The 13,881-nt window shown below is 69.9% G+C and carries 13 protein-coding genes and 2 pseudogenes; 7 read left to right on the top strand and 8 right to left on the bottom strand.

The window, feature by feature from the left end; all coding sequences use genetic code 11:
- Positions 1 to 270: 270 nt before the first annotated feature.
- Together MOV08_RS38035 and MOV08_RS38030 are read left to right on the top strand one after the other, a co-directional pair.
- A pseudogene (locus MOV08_RS38035) lies at positions 271 to 591 on the top strand (ISAzo13-like element transposase-related protein); the annotation flags it as partial.
- Positions 586 to 1,455: a helix-turn-helix domain-containing protein gene (locus tag MOV08_RS38030; RefSeq protein WP_275310675.1), complete on the top strand. Its 870-nt coding sequence runs from the start codon at positions 586 to 588 to the stop codon at positions 1,453 to 1,455. The pseudogene MOV08_RS38035 and the gene MOV08_RS38030, both read left to right, overlap by 6 nt.
- Before the next feature lie 25 nt (positions 1,456 to 1,480).
- Here the strand turns inward: MOV08_RS38030 and MOV08_RS38025 are convergent.
- From MOV08_RS38025 to MOV08_RS38015, 3 genes and pseudogenes are all read right to left on the bottom strand, one after another.
- Positions 1,481 to 1,774: pseudogene (locus MOV08_RS38025) on the bottom strand (DDE-type integrase/transposase/recombinase); the annotation flags it as partial.
- A gap of 19 nt (positions 1,775 to 1,793) precedes the next feature.
- The gene (locus MOV08_RS38020) at positions 1,794 to 3,221 is read right to left on the bottom strand and encodes an amino acid permease (protein WP_275310674.1); all 1,428 of its coding nucleotides are present in this window, start codon (positions 3,219 to 3,221) and stop codon (positions 1,794 to 1,796) included.
- Positions 3,222 to 3,363: 142 nt separating this feature from the next.
- Positions 3,364 to 4,506 (bottom strand): M20/M25/M40 family metallo-hydrolase, encoded by a 1,143-nt coding sequence (locus tag MOV08_RS38015; protein WP_275310673.1) that lies wholly within the window; start codon positions 4,504 to 4,506, stop codon positions 3,364 to 3,366.
- 172 nt (positions 4,507 to 4,678) lie between these two features.
- Between MOV08_RS38015 and MOV08_RS38010 the strand changes: the two genes are divergently transcribed.
- Complete coding sequence (locus MOV08_RS38010; protein WP_275310672.1) at positions 4,679 to 5,116, top strand: Lrp/AsnC family transcriptional regulator; 438 nt, start codon at positions 4,679 to 4,681, stop codon at positions 5,114 to 5,116.
- A 166-nt stretch (positions 5,117 to 5,282) separates the two neighbouring features.
- Here MOV08_RS38010 and MOV08_RS38005 read toward each other — a convergent pair whose 3' ends face one another.
- On the bottom strand, positions 5,283 to 5,918 hold the full coding sequence (locus tag MOV08_RS38005; RefSeq protein ID WP_052287158.1) for a TetR/AcrR family transcriptional regulator: 636 nt from the start codon (positions 5,916 to 5,918) through the stop codon (positions 5,283 to 5,285).
- A 94-nt stretch (positions 5,919 to 6,012) separates the two neighbouring features.
- On the opposite strand from MOV08_RS38005, the gene MOV08_RS38000 reads away from it, so the two are divergent.
- The 4 genes from MOV08_RS38000 to MOV08_RS37985 all read left to right on the top strand — a co-directional run bounded on the left by MOV08_RS38000 (position 6,013) and on the right by MOV08_RS37985 (position 9,574).
- Positions 6,013 to 6,834: a DAPG hydrolase family protein gene (locus MOV08_RS38000; protein ID WP_039638731.1), complete on the top strand. Its 822-nt coding sequence runs from the start codon at positions 6,013 to 6,015 to the stop codon at positions 6,832 to 6,834.
- Between the two features lie 169 nt (positions 6,835 to 7,003).
- On the top strand, positions 7,004 to 7,519 hold the full coding sequence (locus MOV08_RS37995; protein WP_275310671.1) for an amidohydrolase family protein: 516 nt from the start codon (positions 7,004 to 7,006) through the stop codon (positions 7,517 to 7,519).
- Positions 7,520 to 7,631: 112 nt separating this feature from the next.
- The gene (locus tag MOV08_RS37990) at positions 7,632 to 8,642 is read left to right on the top strand and encodes a LysR family transcriptional regulator (RefSeq protein ID WP_275310670.1); all 1,011 of its coding nucleotides are present in this window, start codon (positions 7,632 to 7,634) and stop codon (positions 8,640 to 8,642) included.
- Positions 8,639 to 9,574, top strand: coding sequence for a serine hydrolase (locus MOV08_RS37985; protein WP_275310669.1), 936 nt, complete (start codon positions 8,639 to 8,641; stop codon positions 9,572 to 9,574). The genes MOV08_RS37990 and MOV08_RS37985 overlap by 4 nt, the downstream gene beginning before the upstream one ends.
- A gap of 101 nt (positions 9,575 to 9,675) precedes the next feature.
- Here the strand turns inward: MOV08_RS37985 and MOV08_RS37980 are convergent, their stop codons facing one another.
- From MOV08_RS37980 to MOV08_RS37965, 4 genes are all read right to left on the bottom strand, one after another.
- Positions 9,676 to 10,980 carry a hypothetical protein gene (locus MOV08_RS37980; protein ID WP_275310668.1) on the bottom strand — a complete coding sequence of 435 codons (1,305 nt, stop codon included), beginning with the start codon at positions 10,978 to 10,980 and terminating at the stop codon, positions 9,676 to 9,678.
- A 115-nt stretch (positions 10,981 to 11,095) separates the two neighbouring features.
- Entirely contained in the window at positions 11,096 to 12,025 is a 930-nt protein-coding gene (locus tag MOV08_RS37975) for a hypothetical protein (protein ID WP_275310667.1), read from the bottom strand.
- Positions 12,022 to 12,555 carry a hypothetical protein gene (locus MOV08_RS37970; protein ID WP_275310666.1) on the bottom strand — a complete coding sequence of 178 codons (534 nt, stop codon included), beginning with the start codon at positions 12,553 to 12,555 and terminating at the stop codon, positions 12,022 to 12,024. The genes MOV08_RS37975 and MOV08_RS37970 overlap by 4 nt, the downstream gene beginning before the upstream one ends.
- Positions 12,556 to 12,660: 105 nt before the next feature.
- On the bottom strand, positions 12,661 to 13,842 hold the full coding sequence (locus MOV08_RS37965; RefSeq protein ID WP_275310665.1) for an RCC1 domain-containing protein: 1,182 nt from the start codon (positions 13,840 to 13,842) through the stop codon (positions 12,661 to 12,663).
- Between the last annotated feature and the right edge of the window lie 39 nt (positions 13,843 to 13,881).

Here is a 13,881-nt window from a genome sequence, read left to right as displayed (position 1 = left end):
GATCAGGTTCACGTCGTCTCCATGCCGGACACCGCCTGGCCAGTCGGCGGGCTCCCGCCAGGCTTATCCCGGGACGGTTCCAAGCTTCCCGGTTTTGATGTCGTCGGAATCTTTTCGACACGTCAGCAACGATTCACTTGCGTTCGTCTCCCTGATCCCCACCTGACGCCTCTTGGACGCCTTTTCCTCATCGCTCACCACGACAGTCTTCGGCTAACGCGGCATGAGGCGGTTTGAAGCCTCCCCCCGCAGGGCGACTTCGAAGGGCCAATCCTTCATCGGTCACGCAGCACTGCTGCAAGAAACTCGTCCTACATCGAATTCCCCTCTGCATTCAGGACACACTGGAACAAAATCGAGCACCGGCTGTTCTCCCACATCACGCACAACTGGCGTGGCAGGCCGCTGACCAGCCATGACGTCGTCATTGAGACGATCGTCGCCACCCGTACCCGGGCCGGTCTGCGCGTTGAGGCCCAACTGGATCCCGGCGACTACCCCACGGGCATTGCGATCAGTAAGGATCGCTTCGCCGCGCTGCCGCTGGTCCGGCATGAGGTCCACGGCCAGTGGAACTACACCCTGTTGCCCGAACCCTCCGCGCCGCAGGCCCTGCCCACCAGCGAGGCACATGGCGTCTCCGGCCGGCGCCGCGAGCTTCTCGCCCGCCTGGCGGACCCCCGCCTGACCGGGCTGAGTAGTACGGAACTCGCGGATCTACGCGCCGAGTTGGCCCCACTACAGGCTGCTCGGTCCCAGGAACGCTACAGCGAGCAGCGGGGTGGACGGGCCCGGCGCGCCACCGGCAATCAGCGGGCCAAGCCGCTGTTCGACGACGCCGCCCGGGTTCTGCTCACTCTCCTCTACCAGCGACAGGTCTGCTCGATGAAGCTGCTGGCCGACATGCTGGAGGTCACCCCTGAATGCGTCGGCCACCTTGTCGCCGAGACCCGCCGGGTCCTGGAGGACCACGGTCACCAGCCCGGATACGCCCACAGCCGGTTCACCAGGGCGGACGCGCTGATGGCCTTCCTCGACACCGACCAGACCCCGCCGCGCACCCGGATCATGGAGAGCCTGTCCCATCCGCGGCTTACCGGCATGTCCCGCGCGGAGCTGGATGCGCTCACTCGCCGGCTCTCTCCACGCCAGGTTGCCCAGGCTGAACGGGCCTCCTACCAGCGCCGGGGCGCCGATCGCCAGCTGGGCAGCCGCGGCGGCGTCTTCCCCCAGAAGCTGGGTGACAGAGAGCGCGTCGTGGTCGCCATCCTCTACCTGCGGAAACTGTGCACCCTGGACGTCCTCGCCGACGCGCTGGGGGACGTGAGCAGGTCCTCGATCGGGAACGTCGTCCGCGAGATCCGTCCCCTGCTTGCGGAAGGCGGACTCCTCCCGCCTCCGGCCGCCACCCGCTACCGCACCGCCCCCGATCTCCTCGCGGCCGCGGACGAGTAAACCGACACACCGACAAGTTGATTCCTTACGGCTTCGTAGGTGCGTGAACGTGTTGAACGCGCTCCCGGGGGTTGCGGGTGCCTGTCACTCCGCCCATGGACTGGGTCACGCCGAGCCGGCGGCAGGCCCGTCGGAAGCGGCGGGACTGGTATTCGCTGCCGCGGTCCGCGTGGAAGATCACGCCGCGGACGTCGCCGCCGCGGGTGGCCGCGGCCATGTTCAACGACGCGACGACGGGTTCGGCGTCGTGGCACTCGCCCATCGCGTAGCCGAGCAGGCGGCGCGAGAACAGGTCGATCACGGTGGCCGGGTAGAGCTTGCCCTCGCTGCTCTTGGTGCTATTGGAGGGCGGAAGTCGACCGTGGGGTGCTCCGTTTGACGGCCTGGTAGCCGATCACGAGCGCGGTGAACCACACGGCCCAGACGTACAGGCCGACCCGGGTGTCGCTGGAGGTGGCCATCAGCACGACGACGAAGGCGAGTGAGGCGAGCGCGATCCTGTTGGTGACCGGGGCGCCGGGCAGCCGGAAGTCGACGGTGGGCAGGAGCCCGGCGCGTGCCCTGGAGCGATAGCGCAGGTGCGCGGCGAGGATCACGGACCATGTCCACAGTCCGGCGCAGGCGCTGACCGAGGTGATGTAGACGAATGCCTTGTCCGGGGAGATGACGTTGATGACGACGCCGGCGGCCATGACCAGGATGGACAGCATCACTGCGGGTACGGGGAGTTGGCGGTCGCTGAGCTTCGTCATGGCTTGTGGGGCCTCGCCGTTGACGGCCAGGCCGCGGAGCATCCGGCCGGCGGAGTAGATGCCGGAATTGCAGGCGGACAGGGCGGCGGTGAGGACGACGAAGTTCATGATGCCGGCGGCCCCGGGGATGCCCACGTTGGCGAAGACCTGGACGAAGGGGCTGACGCCGGGGGTGTACTCGGTCCAGCTGAGGACGGACAGCAGGATGATCAGTGCACCGACGTAGAAGACGGCGATACGGATCGGCAGCGTGTTGATCGCCTTGCGGAGCGTCTGCTTGGGGTTCTCGGCCTCGCCGGCGGTGAGGCCGACGAGTTCGACGCCCAGGTAGGCGAAGACGACGGTCTGCATGGCCGCCATGGACTTCCAGGCGCCGTGTGGTGCGAATCCCCCGTCGGCCCACAGGTGCCGGATGGAGGCGGTGTGTCCGAGGGAGGAGAAGCCGAAGGTCAGTACGCCGATGCCGATGACGATCATCGCGGTGATCGCGACGACCTTGACGGTGGAGAACCAGAACTCCAGCTCGCCGAAGACCTTGACGGACACCAGGTTCGCGATGAGCAGTACGGCCAGGGCCACCGCGGCCGTGGCCCAGACGGGAACGGCAGGCCACCAGTAGGCGATGTAGTGGCCGGCTGCGGTCACCTCGGCCATGCAGGATGCGACCCAGGCGGCCCAGTACGACCAGCCGGTGACGAAGCCTGCGAACGGGCCGCAGAACTCACGCGCGTAGTCGGCGAAACTGCCTGAGGTGGGACGATAGGTGAGGAGTTCACCCAACGCCCGCATGATGAGGAAGATGACGATGCCTGCGGCGGCGTAACACGCCACCAGGCTCGGCCCGACCATGGCGATGCCCGTGCCGGAGCCGTAGAAGAGTCCGGTGCCGATCGCGCCGCCGACGGCCATCATCTGAATCTGACGAGCGCTGAGCCCGCGCCGATACCCTTCCTCCGGCTCGGTGTCGGCGACCTCGTCACCGAACTGGCCTTGCTCAACCTCCGCTGAGGTCATGGCGCCTTCCCTTTCGCTGCGTGTCCGTCCGGGCCTTGGGCGCGGATCGGGTGTCTGGTCCCCAGGGGTGGGGCATCGGGTACTGGTGCTGTTCGGTGCGGCCGATGGCGATGCCCATGGGTGAGCTGCTGTCGGGTGTTCGCTATCTGGTGCCGACGGTGCGCAGCGCCGCGAGTACGAGGGTGCGGGCCACAGCGGCGATCTCGGGGACGGAGACCCGTTCCCGGGTGCTGTGGGCCAGTCGCACGTCGCCGGGCCCGAACTGCAGGGTCGGTATGTCTGCCGCGGTGTAGAGCCTCAGGTCGCTTCCGTACGGCGCGCCGCGCTCGCGTACCCGCGGCCCGCCGACCGTGTCGGCGTGCGCGTCCCGGACCAGAGCCCCGAGCGGGTGGCCCGCGGGGAGTCGGCCGCTCGCGAACCGGCCACCGGGCCAGGTCACGATCGCCGGGTGATCGCGTAGCCAGGGGTCTTGCGCACATGTCTGTGCCACGCAGGTCTCGAAGTCGGCGACCGCCTCGGCCGGGTCCTCGCCGAGGGCAACGCCCAGCCTGCCCTCGGCGACGAGGCGGTCCGGCACGCTGCTTGCCCAGTCACCTGCGCGGAGCGTGCCGACGGAGAGCGCGTACGGGGTGGCGTACTCCGCCATCAGCGGGTCGGTCGCCGTGTTGCGCCGGGCTTCCAGGTGGGCGAGCGCCTGGTGGATGGGCACGTACGCGTCTATGGCACTGACGCCCGCGTCGCGCGTGCTGGCGTGTGTGGCCTGGCCGGGGACCTCGATGCGGAAGGTCAGTGCGCCGGCGTTCGCGGTCACCAGCGTGCCGCCGGTCGGCTCGGTGATGAGGCACGCGTCGCCGGTGTGTCCGCGCTGGAGGGTGGCGAAGGCTCCGAGCCCGCCGTCCTCCTCGCCGACGACGAAGTGGGCTGCCACCCGACCACGCAGCCGGAGGTCGCCGGGCGGGACGACATCGACGTGCCCCTGCAGGATCATGGTCGGCCCGTCACCGCCGCCCGGTGTGGCCGCCACGAGCCCCCAAGCCTCGTCGCGTGGTGCCTCGGTCCCGGGGAAGTCGGGGTGTGCGCGCAAGGCGGGCAGGTCCACGGGCCACAGGTCGACGTCGAGGCCGAGACGGTCCAGTTGTCCGGCCAGCCGATGCTGCATCTCGCTCTCGGCGGCACTCCCGGTCACGCTCGGGATCGCGAGAAGCTCCATCAGCATCCGTGCGAGGGCGGTCTCGTCGATCTCCTCCAGGGCAGCGCGCTCCTCGGCACTGAGCACTGCGCTCATGTGGTCACTCCCGTCATTGCGGCTCAGCGAATGACCACGGATGCTATGTTCGCGCCTTAGGCGCAAACAATCGCCATTTCTTTCCTACTGGTATCGATTTCTTGCTTATTTAAGGCTGCTGTGGAGATTTTCTTCGCTCTGCAGGAGTCGTCTCTCCCGGGGAGGTGGCAGCGTGGACGCTGTCGACGAAGAGATCATCCGGTGCGTTCTGCGGAACGCCCGCAGCACCTATGCCGAGATCGGTGAAGCGGCCGGGCTCTCCGCGCCCGCTGCCAAGCGCCGACTCGACCGGCTCGTTGCCACAGGCGCAATTCGCGGGTTCACCGCGCTCATCGACCCCCAGACTCTGGGGTGGCGGACCGAGGCGTTCGTCGAGGTGTACTGCAAGGGCAATCCCTCTCCCGCCGAACTGCGACGGAACCTGAACGAGATCCCGGAAGTCGTCGAGGCGTGCACCGTCTCCGGCGCGGCGGATGCGATGCTGCACATGCTCGCCGGCGACATCGCGCACCTGGAGCAGGCCATTCAGCGGGTCCGTGAGGCCCCTGTCATCGACCGCACCGAGAGCGTGATCGTGCTCTCCCGTCTGATCAACCGGCCGCGGCTGTAGGCGACTTGCCCTTGGTCACGTGCGGGGCGCTGCGGACCCGGCCCTGACGAGGCTGCGCGTCGTGGACCGGCGGCGTCCTGAACCAGGCACTGGCGCGGATGCCGTGGCGGGCAGGGGCGACCGGCGAACGCCCAAGCCGTAGGCGGGCGCCGGGGAACGAGGTGGGTCAGAAGGCTTTGCCGCCGAGGTGGTTCATGGCCAGCCGGGGTAGGTCCTGGCTGAGCGTGTCCCAGTCGTTGTCCGGCGCCACCGCCAGGGGGGTGGCCACGCGCCACTCCAGGATCGACTGCGCCGCACGCATGGCCAGGGCGACCCGCCGCCGGTCGATCTCGTCCGGTCGGCCGGGGTGGGCCAGGACGACGTCGCACAGCTGGGTGAACACTTCGTGGAGCTTGCGGAGGGCCGCGTTGTCCTGGACGGGCTGTGCGGCGTTGCGCAGGGCGAACTCACGGATGAGGTCCGCGTGGTCGCGGAACGTGCCGATCATGCCGGAGACGCATCGGGCCACCGTGTCCTGGAAGTCCGCTGACGTCGCGGTGACCGCGGTGCGGTTGGCCTGGTGGCGGGCGATGAGCTGGTCCAGCCACCGGTCCTGCACCGCGGCCAGAAGCGCGTCCTTGCCGGTGAAGCGGCTGTAGATGGTACCGACGGCCACCTCGGCGCGAACGGCGACGTCGGCGATGGTCAGCGCGGCGGCGCCTCGTTCGGCCACGAGTTCCTGGGCGGCACCGAGGATGCGTTCCATGGCGGCGCGGCTGCGCTTCTGCTGCGGGGGCCGAGGGGTGCTGCTGTCGGTGGTCACATCGCTGATTGTCGCACCCGGGTCCGCGCTTATGCGAATCTGAACTCACATTCATGTATGGTTTGCGCCGCACTCGCGAGTGGAAGGAAGGGCCATGCTGCCTGTCACGTACTACCCGGTCCCCACCCAGGACCTGTTCCGCCGCAACGCCGAACGGATCAAGAACAAGCCCTACGCCAAGTACTTCAACGGCGACCTGTGGCTCCACGACGACGTCCTGCCGTCCCTGAAGGAGCCCATGGACCCCGACGCCATGCTGACCTCGGCCCCCTCCGACCTCAACACCCTGCTGGACCCCGGCTACCACGCCGTGGAGACCGGATACGGCCTCACCCACGCCGGTCACCCCTACGTCGCGAGTCTGACCCGCTTCCCCGGATGCACCCCGGAGATGTTCACCTGGTGGTTCTGGTGGCACTCCGTGGAGCCCGAGCGGTACTCCCTCTGGTACCCCTACAACCACGTGGACGCCGTCCCGCGCAACAAGGACGTGCTCACCCGGCCCGGCCTGAGCGACGCCGAGCGCTACATCGGCAACACACACGACATCGTCGAATACATCGGCCCCACCCGTCTCGGCCTGTCCATCGAGTTCGTGGACCCCGCCGAACTCGGCCTGGACACAGGCCGTTTCACCACGGCTGGCTACCGAGCCCACGCCTGTGCCCGCATCCGTGGCGGCTGCATGATCCACCTGGTGCGAAAGACCGACGAGGGCTTCGAACTGCGTAGCCGCTACCTCCTCGACCAGGCACCCGCACCGGCCCCCGGCGGCACGGAGGCACGTGACCGGGCGCGGGCCTTCGCCTACGAACTCCTCCTGCACGACCAGATCGAGTTCACTCATCTGTCGACCTTCCTCGCCGACATCTTCGCCGAGTTCGGCCGGCAGCCCGCATCTCCTCATGCCTGGTAGGCCGTAGCGCGTCGATGACTGTGCCGGCGACTGCGCCGGCGCGTCGTTTCCGGTCGGCGAGATCGGCTGCTCCGGCTGTCTCCCGCCACCGAGACCGCCGGGAGCACGGCAGAACGCCACGCGCCGACCGGGTTGTCCGGCCCCGTCGGCACCGCGCCACCGCCCCTTCGTGAGCGCCCAGATGGGAAAGCAGATCCACCGCGACGTCAAGAGGTTTCCCATGGCATCCGCCGCCCTGAAGACGGCACTCACCAACGTCCGGGTGTTCGACGGTCAACGGTTGACCGACCCCACGACCGTCGTCATCGACGACGGCACGATCGGAACCGACGCCGACGGCGCCCGGCCCCTCGACGCCGGCGGCGCGGTGCTGCCGCCCGGCCTGATCGACGCCCACGTCCACCTGCACGGCCCGGAGTTCCTCGACCGGCTCGCCGCCCGGGGAGTCACCACGGCGCTGGACATGGCGAACTCGCCCGAGCAACTGGCCATGCTGCGCGACGTGCCAGGCACCACCGGCGTCCGCAGCGCAGGCACTCCCGTGATCGGCCCCGGCGGTCCGCACTCCCGCATGCCGCTTCGCCCGAGACGGACCGCACGACAGATCAGCGGCGACCCGGCACGGGACGGGTTTCCCGCGGTGATGACGGGTGCCCACAGGCCAGCACACAGTCAGCGCGGGTAGCGCAAGAGCCCCGGTTCGCTCCGCGGATCCATCATTGTGACCTGCGCGTTTGCCATCAGGAATGGTCACTGCTAAATGGACGCATCTGATGCCTTTTTGATATGACTCCGGGATGGACCTGCTCGCACACCTTGAGGCGTATGTCGCCGCCGTCGACGAGGCGAGCTTCTCGCGCGCCGCCGAGCGGCTCGGCATCGCCCAGCCCCTGCTCAGCCGGCGCATCAAGACGCTGGAAGCACACTTCGAGGGCCAGCTCTTCGACCGTTCGCGGCGCCAGGTCGCGACCACCGAACTGGGCGTCCTCCTGCTGCCGTACGCCCGGGACGTCCTGGACCGGGCCCAGCGGCTGCGGCACGTGGCCGGGTCGGCCCGGCGGTCGGCGGCGTGCGGCGTCGGCGTGCCGGCGGACTGCGGTCCGGCCGCGCTGGCGCGCGTCATCCGCGCCGGTGTCGAGCACGGCACCACGCTCGGCATGCGGGAGTTGCCGCCGGCCGAACGTGAGGCGGGCCTCGCCGACAGCTCACTGGCGTACGCACTGGTACGGGTCCCGCCGGAGCACGCCCCGCTGCGCGTGCCGCTCGGCCTGGCCTCCGCGCCCTCGGAGGCGCCGGACGGCGCGCGCCCCGCGTCGCCGGAGGACCGACCGCGGACGCGTCGGCGCACCGTCCACCTGGAGGATCTGCGGCCGCGGCGGGTCAGCGGTGCGGGACACCGGCGGCCGGCGGCCGTCCCGATCCTCACCACGGTCGAGGACCACGTCGGCTACGCGCAGGACCGGCTGCGCCGTGCCGTCGCGCGGGCCGGACTGCCGGAGGCCACGGTCCGGCCGGCCGGGCCGATGGCGACCGCGCTCGCCGAGACCCTCGCCGGACAGGCGACGCTGCTCTGCGCCGAGCCGTTCGCCCGGCAACACGGAGCGCGCTGGGCTGCGCTGGGCGATGCGTCGCTGCACCGGGGTTACGACCTGCGCGCGGCGCACCGTGGCCGGGGCCCGGCGAAGGTGCCGCAGTGGCTGTGCACGCTGTTGGCCACCGCGGTCGGCGCCGTGCCGGACGAGCCGACCGCGGCGGTGGCCCGGGCCGTGGGCGAGGACGTCCGGTCCCGACTGGCGGCACACGGATGAGCGCCCGCCGCACGCCCGGTCCCGCCTGTGTCGCCGACGACGCGGACCTCTTCGACGTGGCCGAGGCGATCGCCGCGGAGTGGGCGGCCCTCGGTGTCCGCGGCGCGTTCCTGGCCAGGCACATCGACACCGGTGAGCAACTCGGCTTCGACGTCGAGGAGTCGGTGCCGCTCGCCTCGGTGGCCAAGGTCCCGCTCGCCCTCGTCACGTTGGACCGGATCGCGACCGGGGAGCTCGACGCGGCGCGTCCCGTGCTCGTCGACCCCGCCACCAGCAGCGTCGGGCCCACCGGGCTGGCGGCGTTCCGCCACCCGGCCACCGTGGCCGTCGGCGACCTCCTGCTGCTGATGCTCTCGGTGAGCGACAACGCCGCCGCCGACACGCTGTTCGGCCTCGTCCCGGCGGAGGAGGTCGACGCCCGCCTGCGCGCATGGGGATGCACGGGCATCCGTCTGCGCCACCGGCTCAACCGCATGTACGAGTGCGCCGCCGGAGCCGCCGGCAACGACTTCTCGCTCGCCCTGGAACTGGCCATCCGTGACGACCGCTCGGGGCGGCACACCATCGAGACGTTGGATCCGGCGCGCGCCAACGTCGGCACCGCCACCGGCCTGGTCGACCTGCTGCAAAGGGTCTGGCGGGACGACATCGCCCATCCCGACGCGACCGCGGAACTGCGTCGTGTGATGGGGCATCAGGTGTTCACCCATCGCCTGGCCGGCGAACTGCGTGCGGACACCCTCAGGGTGAGCGGCAAGACCGGCACCTTCCTCCACCTGCGCCACGAGATCGGTGTGGTGGAATCCGAGGTCGGCGACCGGGTCGCGATGGCCGCGCTCACCCGCTCCGACCGCCGGGCCAACCTCGCGCCGGACATCGACCTGGTCATCGGCACCAGCGCCCGGCTGGCCTTCGAGGCGCTGCGCCGTTGAAGCCCCGGCCGACCGGATCGCTGCGTGATCGCCGCATGCGCGGGTGAGGGGGCGGCGGCCCGGCCCCCTCACCCGCGGCGAGCATCCGTGGCGCTCACCCGTCAGGGAGACCCGTTGTCCGCCTTGCTCCCCCGGTCGGTGCCGATTGCCGGGGCGCCCGCGTCCACCGGCGTGGCGGCGGTGGGCCGGTCGGAGCGACAGCGGCTCTTCTCGGCGGCCGTGAACGGCCCGGTGCGCTGGTAGACACGGTCGGGAACCAACGCCGACGGCCCGTCGGCGACGACGTGCAGACGGATCTGCTTGTCGGGAGCATCGCCTTCGCCGACGAACCAGCCGTCGACGCGCTGGCGGCCCGCCTGGCCCTCGATCCAGGACGCCTCACCGGCCTCGATGGTCTCGTGGATGGTGCGGTTGGTGGCGGTGTCCCAGCGCCACGGCTCCGGTGAGCTCTTGGCGAAGCCCCTGGTGAACTGCTGGTGGAGGTTGTCCTTGGAGTTGGACAGCCGGTCGATGTCCTCGCGCTGGCTCAGACTGTCGTAGGAGCCGCCGGTGAACCGGACCGGGCGGTCGTGGTTGACCGTGTTGCGGGTGCAGTTGAGATACGCCTCGCCGACCACCCGGGCCTTGTCGTAATAGGTGTAGGAGTAGGGCCCGTCGACCGTGAAGGTGCAGGTGTTGCGGCTGTTGGCGCAGTGGTCGGCGGCGGTTCTGGGGTTGATGCGCTCGTTGCCCTCGAAGGCTTCCGGGGCGGGCAGCGCGTTCTTGTCGATGGTCTGGTCGACCGAGGGCGGTACGTCGGTGGCGCGGACCTTGGCGAGGAGCGGTCCGCAGTCCCAGGAACCCTTGGTCTGAGCGGAGGCGAAGGTGATCAGGGGTTCGTTCTCGTTCGCCGTGAAGGTATAGGTGCGGTCGCGGTGCCAGTCGGTGCTGCCGGGATCGGTGGTGAAGGTCTGCCTGGTTCCGCCGGAGCCCTGCAGGGTGTACGGCTGGCCGCCCGCGACCTGGTCCTTGGAACAGGCGCTCTTGAGCCCGCCGGTGCTGTCGTCGAAGGTGACGGTCACCTGCGCACCGGAGCGGACACCGCGCAGCCGCTGGCTGACGCTCTGGTCCGTGGCGCGCTTGTTGCGCAGCAGGACCGCGGGGAGTCCGTCGGGGTGGCGGGCGTCGGCGGGCAGCAGACGGTAGGGGTACGCGACGGTCCAGCCGGTGAGCTTGTCGCCGCTGCCGCTGGCGGTGAAGTTGGGGGCGCTGAAGTCGCCGTTGACGACCGGAACTTGACGGACGGAAACCGCGGATGCCTGGGGCGCGAGGAGCGGGCCGGCCAGCAGGGTGCCGGCCAGGGTGACGAATGCGGTGGCGGTACGTGCCGTGCTGGGCCGGCGGTGGGATCGACCGGTTCGGGTCACGGGCTCTTGTGAACCTTTCGTGCGAGGTCGGTGGGGAGTGGGGTCGGGCCGGCGGCGGTGCCGCGGACGGGACGGTGCCGCGGGACGCCGCGCGGCCGGTGCCCGGGGTGGTTCCCTAGGGGCGCAGCTGGTTGCAGGTGCCGCCGGGCGTGGTGTCCGTCCGGGCGATGAAGGAGCTGCTGTTGATCGAGGACGGCGCGTCGACGATGACGTTGGTGATCCGCTGACCGTTGTTGGTCGTCAGGATGCCGAAGATGCGCTCCATGGCCGCGTTGGCCGCGAAGACCAGGGTGTCTCCGCTCTTGACCTCCATCCGGTACATGGTGGACTCGGTGTGGGTGGTGGTCCAGGTGCGCTGGTAGTGGAGTTTGAAGGCGCCGGAGAAAGTGGCCTTGAGGCCCACCTCACCCCCGACCTTGCCGCTGGCGTTCGCACCCGCCTTGGCGCCCGCCTCGGCCATCGGCCCCTTGCTCATGTCGGGGGTCTTGGCGGTCACGTTGCCCTCGCCGTTGACACCGGCCGACACCTCCCCGGAGGCGTTGATGTGGCCCTCAAGGGCGATGGAGCCGGTGATCTCGCCACCGAGGTTGTCCTGGCTGCCGGTCTGGAGCTGGACGGTGCGTTCCACGGTGATCGGTTTGTTGGTGCAGTTGATGACCGCGTTGCCCAGGGACTTCACCACGCTGGTGAACTGCAAGGGGAGGGCGCGGGTCATCTTGAAGTCGCAGCCCTTGGGGTTCTTGTTGCAGTAGCGCAGCACCGGGGCCACCGATGCCATCGGCTTGTTGTTCTTGTCGTACGCCCGTGCCTGGGGAATGGCGGGAGGGGCTCCCTGCAGCGGGGTGGACGGATCCTGGGCGTCCTGTCCGGGATCGACTGCCGACCCGGCGGACCGGGGGCGGGGCTGGGGCAGCGGCTGGGCGGCCACGGAACCGGCTGCCGGGAGGAGAGCGGCCAGTGCCAGCGCGGTCACCGGCAGCAGGCGGCCACGTCGGGTCCGACGGCCATCGGTGCGGGAGGAACGGCTCATGGTGTGGTCGCTCACTTGGCCATCGACTCGCACATGTCGGCGAGCGACTCTTCGCCGTCGTGGCGGTCCACCGTAGCCCCCGGCAGCATGCTCGCGAAGTTGTCGCAGGTGCTGCCCACCGCGGCGCCGGCGTCGTTCTGCGCCTCGGGGTGGAAGGCGTCCAGCTTCTTCTGGGTGTCCGCCATCCCCTCCTTCTGCTCCGCCCCGTCGCCGGCCAGCTTGCCCATGCACTCCTTGGACTCCGGCTTGCACTCCGCGACCTGGTCCTTGGCCTTGGAGATGTCCTGCTTGGCCGCCTCGGAGTCCTTCGACACCTGCTCGCGCCCGGAGTCGACCTGCTGCCCCTCCTGCTCGCGCTTGTTCTCCTCCTGGCACTCCTTGTCGTTCTCGTCGCACGGGGGCTTGGGGTCGGCAACAGGAGCGGAGAACGCATGCGGCGCGGGCAGCGGGGCGGCGGTGGCGGCGGGCGCGCCGCAGAGGGCGGCGGCACAGACTGCGGCGGCGAGGGCGAGGACGGCGCGGGTTCGGGTGGTACGGAGGTTCATCGAGGGTTCCCTTCGAGGTGTGGTGGGTCTAGGTGGTGGGCATGGCGGCGCCCGGAGTGGCGCGTGGGCGCCGCCGATGACCGGCTGGTCATCACCAGGGAGTTGCTAGTACGCGAAACCGAAGGCGGCGTGCCGGCCCACAGCGAGGTGGTTGGCGCCACTGTGGGCCGGCAGGACGGCAACCGGCTTGTCGGCCCGCTCCGCTGCCTCCGTACTGCCGTTGCCCAACTGACCGCTGACGTTCGCGCCCCAGGCGACAACCGACTGGTCGTCGCGAAGGGCCAGGGTGTGGTCGACCCCGGGGGCCAGTTCGCGGACGCCCGTCAGCCCGTCGAGGGAAACGGCGGTGGTGCGGTGGGTCTTGGTTCCATCGCCGAGTTGGCCGGCGCCGTTGCGACCCCACCCCTTCACGGTGCCGTCCTCAAGAACCGCGTAGCTGTGGTAGGTGCCGCCGTAGAGCTTCGCGACACCTTCCAGGTGCTGCACATCGACCGGTGTACTGCTGTTGGCGGTACTGTCGTTCCCCAGGTCCCCGGTGCCGCCGTAGCCCCAGGTCTTGACCTTGTGGTCGCTGGTGAGAACAGCGGAGTGGTACGCCCCCGGGGCGAGTGCGGTCACACCCTCCAGATTCGGCACCTGCTGAGGGGTGTTGCGGTCGGTTCCGATGTTGCCGTTGCCCAGCTGACCGTGTGAGTTGGCACCCCACGCCCACACGGTGCCGTCCTGACGGAGCGCCAGGCTGAAATGACAGCCGGCGGCGATGGCCTTGACCTTGTCCAGGCCCTGCACGGCAACCGGCTTGGTGACGCCGGTGTTCTTGGCACTGGTCGTGCCGTCGCCCAATTGGCCGTTTTCGTTACGGCCCCAGGCCCACACTCGCCCGTTCTTGAGGGCCAGGGCGTGATGACAGCCCACGGCGATCGACCTGATGCCGTCCAGTCCCGCCACAGCGGCAGGAAAGGACCGGGAGGTGGTCGTGCCGTTGCCAAGCTGGCCGTAAGCGTTGTCTCCCCAGGACTTGACCGTGCCGTTCTTCAGCAGCGCCACCGCGAACGGACCCGTCGCCGCGGCTCCGCCCGCCTCCAACTCCTTCACGTCCTCCCGCGCCAGTCCCAGGACGGGCCCCGGTGTCTGCTGCGCCACCGTGGAACCGTTGCCCAGTTCCCCCGAGGCGTTCTGGCCCCAGCTGTAGACCCAGGGGTCGGGCGACGTGGTGCCGGCCGCCGCCGGTGCGGCCGTCCCCGCGATGGCGATCAGCGCCGCGGCGGCCGCGATGGCGCCGCACACTCCGCGAAGTCGGCGCCGGTTACGTCGAGTTGTCTGCCT

The organism is Streptomyces yunnanensis (assembly GCF_029011865.1).
Taxonomy (GTDB): domain Bacteria; phylum Actinomycetota; class Actinomycetes; order Streptomycetales; family Streptomycetaceae; genus Streptomyces; species Streptomyces yunnanensis.
Note: the sequence above shows the minus strand (reverse complement) of the source record. Positions and strands in the feature narration are given on the sequence as shown.

Coding starts and splice junctions, on each gene's coding strand:
- MOV08_RS38020 (WP_275310674.1), bottom strand. CDS start 3,221: ATGACCTCAGCGGAGGTTGAGCAAGGCCAGTTCGGTGACGAGGTCGCC.
- MOV08_RS38015 (WP_275310673.1), bottom strand. CDS start 4,506: ATGAGCGCAGTGCTCAGTGCCGAGGAGCGCGCTGCCCTGGAGGAGATC.
- MOV08_RS38000 (WP_039638731.1), top strand. CDS start 6,013: ATGCTGCCTGTCACGTACTACCCGGTCCCCACCCAGGACCTGTTCCGC.
- MOV08_RS37990 (WP_275310670.1), top strand. CDS start 7,632: ATGGACCTGCTCGCACACCTTGAGGCGTATGTCGCCGCCGTCGACGAG.
- MOV08_RS37985 (WP_275310669.1), top strand. CDS start 8,639: ATGAGCGCCCGCCGCACGCCCGGTCCCGCCTGTGTCGCCGACGACGCG.
- MOV08_RS37970 (WP_275310666.1), bottom strand. CDS start 12,555: ATGAACCTCCGTACCACCCGAACCCGCGCCGTCCTCGCCCTCGCCGCC.